Annotated in this window: 9 protein-coding genes; 5 read left to right on the plus strand and 4 right to left on the minus strand. The window is 41.7% G+C overall.

The genetic code is table 11. The features are described 5' to 3' along the window. Nucleotides 1-26: 26 nt before the first annotated feature. Entirely contained in the window at nt 27-2231 is a 2205-nt protein-coding gene (locus HMPREF1534_RS11545; protein WP_005939212.1) for a DUF5686 family protein, read from the minus strand. 113 nt (nt 2232-2344) lie between these two features. Here HMPREF1534_RS11545 and HMPREF1534_RS11540 point away from each other — a divergent pair, with 113 nt between their 5' ends. The 5 genes from HMPREF1534_RS11540 (at nt 2345) to HMPREF1534_RS11525 (ending at nt 8757) form a co-directional block, all read left to right on the plus strand. Continuing rightward, nucleotides 2345-3913 (plus strand): beta-N-acetylhexosaminidase, encoded by a 1569-nt coding sequence (locus HMPREF1534_RS11540; protein WP_005939215.1) that lies wholly within the window; start codon nt 2345-2347, stop codon nt 3911-3913. A 339-nt stretch (nt 3914-4252) separates the two neighbouring features. Beyond that, on the plus strand, nt 4253-6442 hold the full coding sequence (locus tag HMPREF1534_RS11535) for a glutamine synthetase III family protein (protein ID WP_005939217.1): 2190 nt from the start codon (nt 4253-4255) through the stop codon (nt 6440-6442). 111 nt (nt 6443-6553) lie between these two features. Beyond that, nucleotides 6554-7255, plus strand: a complete 702-nt coding sequence (locus tag HMPREF1534_RS11530; protein ID WP_005939221.1) for a Crp/Fnr family transcriptional regulator — start codon at nt 6554-6556, stop codon at nt 7253-7255. 806 nt (nt 7256-8061) lie between these two features. Continuing rightward, nucleotides 8062-8214: a CcoQ/FixQ family Cbb3-type cytochrome c oxidase assembly chaperone gene (locus HMPREF1534_RS19745; RefSeq protein WP_005939224.1), complete on the plus strand. Its 153-nt coding sequence runs from the start codon at nt 8062-8064 to the stop codon at nt 8212-8214. Nucleotides 8215-8244: 30 nt separating this feature from the next. Beyond that, on the plus strand, nt 8245-8757 hold the full coding sequence (locus HMPREF1534_RS11525) for a ferritin-like domain-containing protein (RefSeq protein WP_005939227.1): 513 nt from the start codon (nt 8245-8247) through the stop codon (nt 8755-8757). 243 nt (nt 8758-9000) lie between these two features. On the opposite strand, the gene kdsA is transcribed toward HMPREF1534_RS11525, so the two are convergent. From kdsA to miaA, 3 genes are read right to left on the minus strand one after another with little or no spacing between them, the layout of a single operon-like run. Continuing rightward, on the minus strand, nt 9001-9798 hold the full coding sequence (kdsA, locus tag HMPREF1534_RS11520; protein WP_026231511.1) for a 3-deoxy-8-phosphooctulonate synthase: 798 nt from the start codon (nt 9796-9798) through the stop codon (nt 9001-9003). Between the two features lie 51 nt (nt 9799-9849). Beyond that, nucleotides 9850-10779, minus strand: coding sequence for a diacylglycerol/lipid kinase family protein (locus HMPREF1534_RS11515; protein WP_005939233.1), 930 nt, complete (start codon nt 10777-10779; stop codon nt 9850-9852). 5 nt (nt 10780-10784) lie between these two features. Continuing rightward, nucleotides 10785-11708, minus strand: coding sequence for a tRNA (adenosine(37)-N6)-dimethylallyltransferase MiaA (miaA, locus tag HMPREF1534_RS11510; protein WP_005939236.1), 924 nt, complete (start codon nt 11706-11708; stop codon nt 10785-10787). Between the last annotated feature and the right edge of the window lie 116 nt (nt 11709-11824).

An 11824-nucleotide genomic window follows, 5' to 3' on the forward strand; every position in this document is an offset into this window, starting at 1 on the left:
AAAGAAAAAGAAAAGTAAGAAGCCTACTATTTATTGAACAATTCAAAAGTAAACTTGAACCCGAAAGTATCGAAACGTCCGTTAATAGTACTCACAAACGCACCTACATCAAAGATATGTGTACCTATCCCATACCCCAACTCTATATAGGGATTTAAATGAGGCATGAACAAGACACCTGCATACAACCGCTCCTGTTGAATCATCCCCAACCAGCGATTCAATGGCTTCAATAGAATGAACGGTGATTCGTAAGTAAGATTGCCACGCCAATACTGACGGGAAGAGTTGTACCAACGTCCATCCAACAATTGAAAAGTTCCTCCGATTTCATCATTCCAACCTTCCGGCAAATTATGACGGGAGAAGTTGGCGAAATCCACAAAATACACATCATTCTGTTCTGTAAACATACCACCGCCTATACGGTAACCTAAACTACGGATACCTCCTAATTTTAAATTTTGCTGAACATCAACTTCCCAACGTTCATGCGAACCGGTACTACCTAACACCCCTTTGATACCACGTTCATAATCTAATGTAAACGTAGGCATTTTCGAACCTACATTCATCTTACGATGTCCATTCATATAATAATACATTCCGGGAGTCCACTCAATACGTACACGGGGTGCAAAGGTATTATACTCCGAGCGAATACCTTTTAGTGCCAACCAATCCTCTTCAGGCAAAGGCTTCTCTACCTCCAATCTTTTCTTATTTGCCAAATAACGCCAATGGATAGAGACACCCGCCTTGATATACAAACCATTCACCACTTCAATATTATGGAACAAATTCAAATACACATCTTTAAAATAATCCAGTTCCACTTTATCAAAATTGAATGTACTATCAGGCAATTGTTTTAATTGGTCCAATACCACGCTACTATAAATACGGTTACCATTACCCACATTGATTTCAAATCCCGCCTGTTTCTCGGGCCAATACTGAAACTCTGTGTCTGCCTTTACATAAAGCTCTTTACGCGTGAAGTTATAACCAATCTGCGGTACAATCCTTAACAAACGCCCTGTATGCTGGAAGTAACGGTTATATTTAAACTTCTGCTTATAAGAGAAGCCCCGGCTATGACTGTAACTGAACAGCACCGGATTGATAAGCGGAGAGCAACGAACACTGCCAATACCAGCCAAGTTAACATTGTAGCTACTGATAAGAGCATCACCCAATTGCCCCCAAAACTCGATACTTTTACTCTTTTTCTTTTTAGGTGTATGCAATATCGTATCACGACGCATAGCAAATTTTTTATATAAGCTATCTTCATCTACAGACAAAGGCAAAGGGCGAAGTTCCTTGAACTTATCTTTGTCCGTTATCAACTGAGCCGAGTCACAAGTCAACTGATAAGACTCCGTTAAATCATGATGATGCTTTTTACTCGACTTACGTCTGGCTTCTCCCTGATTATAATAATGTATCTCATGGTATTTCATCCAGGCATTGCAATTCATCTCCAGATGATTTCCTAAAAATTTAAATATCAAATTCAAATCAAAACGCACAGGCAGAAATTCTTCATCACCTTCCTCCCCCATTATAATATTTACCTTAAAATTTATCACATCATATACTCCTTCAATATAAAGTTGGCGGATAGTCCATACCTGATCGCTTACCCACATATATCCACTGACCAACTGAGTTCCTTTAAATTTAGGAATAATAAGTATTTTATATTTCTGGCAATCATTAGGACCGGCTACCGAATCGAGTAAATAAGTATAATACCGACTAGCCTTCTTATCAAGAGGTGACAAAAGTTTATCCGACATCAAAGATGAAGAATAGATATTCATATTCAAATACTCCGCTATATCGGCAATCTGTCCCCGGTCACGAGGAAAAGTGGAAGACACGGCTTTTATCTTACGATCATAGATATCAGGAGCCGTATAATGCATCTCACTCACAGACTCTATCATATAATCGTTCACATTCTTCTCAAACCGAAACATAGAAGGCACATAGCGAATAAGATGATTCCTCTTATGGACCTTGAGTTTTCCTTTTAAATACAAATCGGCTTTATATTCATCAATGATGCGTGAATAGAAAGGAGAAAACTGAAATATATTCTGAAGTATAGAATCGGCAACCACAGGTTTATCGGGTATACGCTTCTTTGACCTTTTGGCAGACATACCCAAAGGAAGAAGCAAACATAATATCAGTATCCCAATAATCCGTATATATTTCATTAAGTCTTGTTTTCTTTATCCGAATAGCAAATATACAATAAAAATATTACGACCTTAAGAAAAACAAAAAACTTTAGCTACTTTTGCATCTGAACTATTAACCCTTAAAGACCATGAAACATTATTCTATTTTAGTCCATTTATTACTGTGGGCGGTTTCCACCTCATTATCAGCACAAAATCTCTTCCCCACTCCGGCAAACTACCAAAGGAATAAGGGTGAATTTATTATTACGAAGGCTACTAAAACTTACGGAAATCAAACGTATGCCGACAAAATAGCCTCACAAACCTCTTCTAATTTAACACAATCTAATGAAAATGCTGTAGCAAACGTCATCGCTTTTTTCATAGAACCACAACTGAAACTGGCAGAAGAAGGATATACCCTGCAAGTGAAAACAGATAGCATTATACTGAAAGCCGCTACCGAAGCCGGGCTTTTTCACGCCAAAGAATCCTTATTACAATTGTCGCGTTTCGGAAATGGAAAGGTAAAGTGTTGCACTATCAATGATGCCCCCCGTTATCAGTGGCGTGGTTTCATGCTGGATGAAAGCCGTCACTTCTTCGGCAAAGAAAAAGTGAAGCAATATCTGGACATCATGGCTTCGCTCCGTCTGAATGTATTCCACTGGCATCTGACCGATGAACCGGGATGGAGAATCGAAATAAAAAAATATCCCAAACTGACTCAGATAGGTGCCGTCGGTAATTATCATGACCCGAAAGCACCTGCCACATTCTATACCCAGGAAGATATAAAAGAAATAGTAGCTTATGCCGCTGAACGACAAATTATGGTAGTTCCTGAATTTGACATGCCCGGCCATGCCACTGCTGTATGCCGCGCTTATCCTGAATATTCGGGAGGCGGTGAAGGCCGTTGGCAACATTTCACTTTCCACCCTTGCCGGGAAGGAACTTACCGGTTTATCAGTGACGTACTGGATGAAATCGTGAGCCTGTTTCCTTCTCCTTATATACATATAGGTGGTGATGAGGTACACTACGGCAATCAAAGTTGGTTTACCGATCCTGAAATTCAGAACTTTATTAAAGAAAAAAAATTAGTAGACGAGAAAGGACTGGAACATTACTTCCTCCGCCGCGCTGCAGACATCGTAGCTTCAAAAGGAAAAACCATGATTGGTTGGGATGAAATAATTGATGCCGGTATCTCACCCCGCAAAGCGGTAGTAATGTGGTGGAGGCACGACCGCCAACACCAGCTGGTAAAAGCCTTGGAAAATGGTTATCGGGTCATATTGACGCCACGTCGTCCCATGTATGCTGATTTCACCCAGTTCGGTGCCCACAAAGTGGGACGCCAATGGGCAGGATATAACACCATAGAAAACTTATATAACTTCCCCGAGCCGATATCCCATTTGATGAAAGGATATGAAAACCAAGTCATGGGTATGCAAATGTCTTTATGGACAGAAAGAGTAGCCGACTTCAAACGATTGGATTTTATGGTCTTCCCACGCCTGATAGCTTTGGCAGAAGCAGCTTGGACACCTGAAAAAGCAAAAGAATGCAGCATGTTTATGCAGCGTCTGCCCTACTTCCTGAAATACCTGGATAGTATGGATATCTATTACTTCAATCCCCTAAACCCGACTGAACGTGAAGAGCCCGGGGCTCCCGAAAAAGAGGATGTACTACAAAACGGATAACCGGCTTTCATCATAACTTCTATCATTTTGCATATAAAAGTGTGTCAAAACGCTGATAATACTGTCATTCTGAACTTTGCGAAGAATCTGCAAACATAAAGTAGATGTAAACAGCTCCTTCACTTTGTTCAGAATGACAAAATGATACACCATTTTAGTTTTGGCACATTTCCCATAACATTCAGCAGACAGCATTCGGAAAAAATGAAGTACACATAAGTTCACTCCCTACTGCAAAACAAATCTCTTAAGTAAACTGAAAATTGATAATCAATATAGCAAATATTTAATCAAAAAGCAGTAATTTTGCACCGCAACAACCAGTAAAAGAAAGACAACATGTCAAAAATGAGATTTTTTGCTCTTCAAGAACTTGCCAACCGACGCCCTGTCAAGGTTGACTATCCTTCTGAGAAGTTATCTGATTACTACGGCGACCACGTTTTCGACCGTAAGAAAATGCAGGAATATCTGCCCAGTGAGGCATATAAAGCAGTTATAAACGCGATTGAAAAAGGAACTCCCATCAACCGGGAAATGGCTGATATGATAGCCAACGGTATGAAAAACTGGGCAAAAACCTTCAACGTTACTCACTACACCCATTGGTTCCAACCCCTGACAGACGGAACAGCCGAAAAGCACGACGGCTTTATCGAATTCGGTGATGACGGCGATGTAATAGAACGCTTCTCCGGCAAACTGCTCATCCAGCAAGAACCTGACGCCTCATCTTTCCCTAATGGCGGAATCCGAAATACATTCGAAGCACGCGGCTATACGGCATGGGACGTTTCTTCTCCTGCTTTTATTGTAGACAGCACATTGTGTATCCCCACTATTTTCATATCCTATACAGGCGAAGCACTTGACTATAAAACACCTTTGCTGAAAGCACTCGGTGCAGTGGACAAAGCAGCAACCGAAGTTTGCAAGATGTTTGACCCGAATGTAAAACGCGTGTATGCAAATCTGGGTTGGGAACAAGAATATTTTCTGGTAGACACCGTACTTTATAACGCACGCCCCGACTTGTGTCTCACCGGCCGCACCCTGATGGGACATTCTTCTGCCAAAGACCAACAGTTGGATGACCACTATTTCGGCTCCATACCTTCCCGTGTCACCAATTTCATGAAAGAATTGGAATTGGAATGTCACCGTTTGGGTATCCCGGCCAAAACACGTCACAATGAAGTTGCCCCCAATCAGTTCGAACTGGCCCCGATTTTTGAGGATGTCAATTTGGCAAACGACCATAATCAATTGGTTATGGATTTAATGAAACGCATCGCCGCCAAACATAATTTCACTGTACTACTTCACGAAAAACCATTTAAAGGAGTTAACGGTTCGGGTAAACATAACAATTGGTCACTCTGCACCGATACCGGCATCAATTTATTCTCTCCGGCAAAAACTGCCGAAGGAAATATGTTGTTTCTCACCTTTATCGTTAATGTGCTGATGATGGTATACAAAAACCAGGACTTGCTCCGCGCTTCCATTGTAAGTGCCGGTAACAGCCACCGTTTAGGAGCCAATGAAGCTCCCCCTGCCATCCTGTCCATTTTCTTGGGACGCCATTTATCCCACATGTTGGACGAAGTAGTGGCACGCCTGAGCGATGCCAAACTTACTCCCGATGAAAAGAAGGCATTACAGTTAGGTATCAGTCGTATCCCTGCCATCTTGCAAGACAATACCGACCGCAACCGTACCTCCCCCTTTGCTTTCACCGGAAACCGCTTCGAATTCCGTGCTGCAGGCTCTTCTGCCAACTGTGCTGCCTCCATGATTGTCATCAATGCAGCCATGGCTCACCAACTGAACGAATTCAAGGCACAAATAGACCGACTAGTGTCTGATGGAATGGAACAGGAAGAAGCATTATATAAAGTATTGAAAGAAACTATTATTGCTTCTCAAAACATCCGCTTTGAAGGCGATGGTTATTCAGATGAATGGAAAGATGAAGCAGCCCGTCGCGGACTGACCAACATTTGCCATGTGCCCGAAGCCATCATGAAATTCAACGACCCGCAATCACGTTCGGTATTGATTGGCGAAAAAATATTCAACGAAAATGAATTAAATTGCCGTATCGAAGTAGAACTCGAAAAATTTACCAAGAAAGTACAGATTGAGAGTCGTGTGTTAGGCGACCTTGCCATTAACCATATCGTCCCCACAGCAGTAATATATCAAAACAGATTATTAGAAAACCTACGTGGACTGAAAGAGATATTCTCTACCGAAGAATACGAAGAAATGACAGCCGACCGCAAAGATTTGGTACGTGAAATCCAACGCCGCATCCTCTCTATCAAAAAAGCCGTACATGATATGACCGAAGCCCGCAAGGTAGCCAATCACCTCGGCAGTCAGGTTGAAAAGGCATTCAGCTATGAAGAAAAAGTCCGTCCCTACCTTGAAGAAATTCGGGAACACATTGACAGTTTGGAACTCGAAATCGATGACGAAATCTGGCCATTGCCTAAATATCGCGAATTATTATTCACGAAATAAAGTAAAAGGGAGAGCAATCTCCCTTTTTCCGTTATTTTTCTAAGTTAAATTTCTTCTTTCATTATTTTCTTTCTATATTTGTGCTCTATAACACGGTTTTATAGCACACCTATGGTAAAAAAAGAATTATCAGAAACAGAGATTGCCGAAAGTATACCTGATTTGTGGCAACCTTTAACTCAAGAACAAAGAGAGTTCTTGGCTCAGAATTTTACAATACAAAAATATAAAAAGAATGAAACCATTTATTGTGAGGGAGAAACTCCCATGCACTTGATGTGCCTCCTAAGTGGTAAGGTAAAAATTTACAAAGAAGGTGTAGGCGGACGTAGCCAGATTATACGGGTTTTAAAAACAAAAGAATATTTTGCTTACCGCGCTTATTTTGCCGAGGGCAATTTTGTTACGGCAGCATCTGCGTTCGAACCGTGTACTATCTGCCTAATCCCCATGCCGGCCATTATGAAATTAGTGAAAGCAAATGCTGAATTAGCATTGTTTTTTATCCGCCAGCTCTCAATTGATTTGGGCATCTCAGACGAAAGGACAGTCAACTTAACCCAGAAACATATCCGTGGCCGTTTGGCCGAATCGCTTCTTTTCTTGAAAGAAACCTATGGATTGGAAGAGGATGAATCTACATTGAGTATTTATCTTTCACGCGAAGACTTAGCTAATTTATCTAATATGACAACATCGAATGCTATTCGCACACTTTCCAACTTCGCTACTGAAAAATTAATCACAATCGACGGTAGAAAGATAAAAATCATAGATGAGGAAAAGTTGAAAAAGATTAGTAAGATAGGATAAAATTTCCTGCTTCCTTCTTTTTATTTAATATCATTGCACTCTCATCACTGTAAGGGGGATGTGGTAATTATCCACTACCTTCTGATTTAGGGTCCCCCTCCTACAGAAACAATCGCTTTCACACAGAATCTCTACAGACAGGAGCTTTCAATTCCCATTATGTGTGAAAGGAACCACACCTTTACCGGCTTGCCGACATAATGTCATCTTTCGGGTCAGCTGACACTATACCCTCCGATTTCCAAGCTCTGCATACGTTTTGAACTCTCTAAGTCGTTTCATTAACCAGACTAAACGTTTTCCTCCTTTCGGTTATGCCTGTCTGTCAGTCGAACTACTACAGTCTTCCACCGTGGACTGTATAGTCCGTTGCCGTAGACTGTACAGTCCATTGTAGCAGACTGTACAGTCCGCTGTCGGAGACTGTAATAATCTTCCGTTTAAAAGACCTTGGCCGACCCTAAGAAACGGCTTACTCTTCCCTTGGTTACGATACGCTATAAGGAGATAAAACAGTGATTTAAATCCCCAAGAAAACAATGCGGCTCCATCTTTCCCAAATAAGACCGGACCGTCACGGAAAGCACTACGACCTTTTAAAAGCCACAAAACCTTAGGACACTACTCTGAAAATACACAGAGCTTTCATTGCCATACTGCAACCGGAACTTTCAGAGTATCCTCATATTAACTTCCCGATGTTTGTGAAACTCCCCCCTCCCTTCTGCACAAAATAAAAATCTCTTCCACCAAAAAACAATTTTCTTTTTCGGCTGTTCTTATCATAAAACCAAAACCAAAAAACTATGAGCAAAGGTAAATTATGGGGAATAATCCTCTTTATATTAATAGTACTGGGATTCGGCATCTGGCTGTACACTAGTTCTAATGTAAAAAAAGATGTAGACAAGGAAGGCATAGAAATATTAGATGATATGACTATCCCTGCCGTAAACTAAATAATAAACACTAACTTAAACTTTTTCATTATGGCTAAAGAAACAGTAAATATCCTAAAGGATAAAATTGACATCGTAGAGTTATTGGCTCAACTAAATGCAGCCTTGTCTGAAGAATGGTTGGCTTTCTATCAGTATTGGGTAGGTTCTTTTGTAGTAGAAGGTGCCATGCGCGGCGACGTACAACGCGAATTCCAAGAACATGCTGCCGAAGAATATAACCATGCAAAACTATTAGCCGACCGCATTATCGAGCTGGAAGGTGTGCCCGTGCTCGACCCGAAACAATGGTTCGACCTTGCACGTTGCAAGTACGACGCTCCCGTAGATTTCGGTTCGGAAGTCTTATTGAAACAGAATGTCGAATCAGAGCGTTGCGCTATCTACCGCTATCAGCAAATTGCCGAATTCACCAACGGAATTGATTTCACTACCTGTGACATTGCCAAACATATCATGGCTGAAGAAGAAGACCACGAACAAGATTTGCAGGATTATTTGAATGATATTGCCCGTATGAAAGCATATATCTTAAAAAAATAGCCACATCTGCCAATGTGCTTCCCATAGATACAGGAAGAGAAGAAAGGGATGTGTCAAAACTAAAATAGTCTATCAATCGTAAACTGTAGGAGTAGGGTTTGCCTGCCCGAACCGGCAGTCATGCCCTTGGGAGTAATATACAAACAAGCTGTTTTTCGGACGAGCGAATCGCGCCCCTACCAACAAAATGACAGCATTATCAACGTTTAGACACAACCCCTTCATTGTATCATTTCATCACCTTTATAAAGCTTGACGAATACGAATCAACTTAGTCAACAATCCTTCCAGCAAATCAAGCTTTAACATATTAGCTCCATCGCTTTTTGCAACGGTGGGGTCTTCATGTGTTTCCATAAACAGACCATCTACCCCCACTGCTACTCCCGCTTTGGCAATCGTCTCTATCAATTGAGGCATACCACCGGTCACTCCACTGGTTTGATTGGGTTGCTGCAACGAATGAGTCACATCAAGAATCACAGGATGTCCGAAAGACTTCATCTCAGGGATACCACGATAATCCACCAACAAGTCCTGATAACCAAATGTAGTACCGCGTTCGGTCAGCATCACTTGGTCATTACCGGCTTCCACCACTTTATCGGCTGCAAAGCGCATGGCACCGGGAGAGAGGAACTGTCCCTTCTTTATATTAACAATCTTTCCGGTCTGTGCTGCTGCGACCAATAAATCGGTCTGACGACAAAGGAATGCCGGAATCTGAAGTACATCCACATATTCGGCTGCCATTGCCGCTTCTTCGGCAGAATGAATATCGGTCACTACAGGAACATCAAAGGTCCGGCTCACTTTCTGTAAAACTTTCAACGCTTTTTCGTCACCGATGCCTGTAAAAGAATCCAGACGTGAACGGTTCGCCTTACGATACGAACCTTTAAAAACGTATGGAATGTTAAGTTTATCAGTCAGCTTCACTACATGCTCGGCTATACGGAGAGCCATTTCCTCACCTTCTATCACACATGGACCGGCCAACAGAAAGAAATTGTCACTCTTCTTTAAATCTGAAATTGTTATCATATTTATTTCTATACTTTGAGAAATTATTCATCTTACATCATTGCCCTATCAATTAGGAATGATCAATGTAATAGCTTCCGGCATAATAGACACTTCCAAGGGAAAATGCCTGTCCAAAATTCGTCCATCCAGACTAACGGAAGCATTCTGCGCACGCAGAATCTTAACTTTACGCGTACGATATGGTTTCACCATTTTATGATTCAGAATTCGTCCCTTCAGTAGCATTCGTAGCCCTGAAAGCAACTGCAACAATTCGGGACGGTATATAACAGATACATCAAGCCAGCCATTATAAGGAACCGCACTCGGAGTAAGACCATAGCCACGGGCACTACCTACACAAACAGTCATAATACGACCACGGATATGTTCATCATTGACACGCAAATGCATACGATAAAGCTTACGCTCAAACAACAATAAAAACATGGAAGCAGCAAATGAAAGTTCGCGAATTCCCCAAAAGCGACGAGTTCCATCTGAGATTTGCACTATGCGGGCCCCCAGCCCAATGTAAATGGCATTAATGAAATAACGATTAGTATGCTGTTCACCATCAAAAAAGTTACAACACCCCACATCAATCTTTCTCAGACGACGATTGATAACCCAGTCCACCGCCTGCTTATAATTATCTTCATCCAATCCCCAATATTTGGCAAAATCATTGCCTATGCCATTGGGAATAATCCCCAAAGCAATATTCTCCTTGTCTTCGGCTGAAGAACTCATAATACCATTGACAGCGTCATTAATAGCACCGTCTCCACCCACCACTACAATGGTTCGATAACCGTTATTGGCCAATGTCCGCGCCAACCGCTCCACAGAGCCGAACCCCTCCGACTGAACATAATCAAATACGACTTTACGGCTTTCCATATAGTCTCGTATCTCATTCCATCTCTTTTGAGTCTTCCGGCTACCGGCTTTCGGATTATATATGATTCCCCACCTGCTTGGTTCTACGGCCATAATATCTAACTTTTAGTATCCAACAAATTCATTATCTTCTCAACTTTCTCTTCCGTGGACATCCGGGCATCCAACCAATGAATGGTAAATCCCCTACGTTCCATTCCACGAAACCATGTCATCTGCCTCTTGGCAAACTGATGAATGGCGGTTTCTAGCTGACGGAACATATCATCGAAAGAGAGCACTCCGGTGGCATATAAAGTCAGGTACTTATATTCCAAACCGTAGTATATCAAGTCTTCGGAAGCAATCCCTCCTTCCAACAAGGCTTTTACCTCGTCCACCATTCCCTCGTCAAGGCGTTGCTTCAGCCGACGGGTAATCTTCTGCCGACGTAATTCTCTATCAATATCCACTCCTATTATCAAGCTATTCAACACAGGGAACTCCCTGTACTCAGGCGGTTGCTGCTTGTAATATTCTTCAATTTCAATAGCACGGATAGCCCGCTTCACAGTATCCACATCAGTAGAATTATGCAATTTCTTGTAGGTTGACAGCATTTGCGTCAGCTCTTCCAAAGACTTATCAGCCAATGAAGTACGTAATTGGGGATTTTCAGGAACCGGCAGCAACCTGTATCCTTTCAGCACAGACTCCAGATACATACCCGTGCCACCACATAAAACCGGTAATTTACCTTTTTGTTTAACTTTATTATATGCCGCAAGAAAATCTCGCTGATATTCGAATACATTATATTTATACCCGGGGTCTACAATATCAATCAGATGATAAGGCACTTGATGACCGTTTACGACATAATCAGCCAAGTCTTTCCCTGTTCCGAGATCCATCCGGCGATATATCTGTCGGCTATCTCCGCTAATAATTTCAGTGTCGAGCTTGTATGCTAATGCAACCGCCAATGGGGTTTTTCCCGAGGCAGTAGGGCCCAATATCGTTATCAAATCATAATTTACCATCTAAAAAATAGTTCTGCCACTGTTTCTCTTAATCCAAAACAGCTTTTCGGTTAATAATTGCACAAAGATAACGAATTTGTGTAATCTACAACCAAGAAAAGGAATAAAAGTCACAG

The organism is Phocaeicola massiliensis B84634 = Timone 84634 = DSM 17679 = JCM 13223 (genome assembly GCF_000382445.1).
Classification (GTDB): domain Bacteria; phylum Bacteroidota; class Bacteroidia; order Bacteroidales; family Bacteroidaceae; genus Phocaeicola; species Phocaeicola massiliensis.

Coding starts and splice junctions, on each gene's coding strand:
- HMPREF1534_RS11545 (WP_005939212.1), bottom strand. CDS start 2,231: ATGAAATATATACGGATTATTGGGATACTGATATTATGTTTGCTTCTT.
- HMPREF1534_RS11540 (WP_005939215.1), top strand. CDS start 2,345: ATGAAACATTATTCTATTTTAGTCCATTTATTACTGTGGGCGGTTTCC.
- HMPREF1534_RS11535 (WP_005939217.1), top strand. CDS start 4,253: ATGTCAAAAATGAGATTTTTTGCTCTTCAAGAACTTGCCAACCGACGC.
- HMPREF1534_RS11530 (WP_005939221.1), top strand. CDS start 6,554: ATGGTAAAAAAAGAATTATCAGAAACAGAGATTGCCGAAAGTATACCT.
- HMPREF1534_RS19745 (WP_005939224.1), top strand. CDS start 8,062: ATGAGCAAAGGTAAATTATGGGGAATAATCCTCTTTATATTAATAGTA.
- HMPREF1534_RS11525 (WP_005939227.1), top strand. CDS start 8,245: ATGGCTAAAGAAACAGTAAATATCCTAAAGGATAAAATTGACATCGTA.
- HMPREF1534_RS11515 (WP_005939233.1), bottom strand. CDS start 10,779: ATGGCCGTAGAACCAAGCAGGTGGGGAATCATATATAATCCGAAAGCC.
- miaA (WP_005939236.1), bottom strand. CDS start 11,708: ATGGTAAATTATGATTTGATAACGATATTGGGCCCTACTGCCTCGGGA.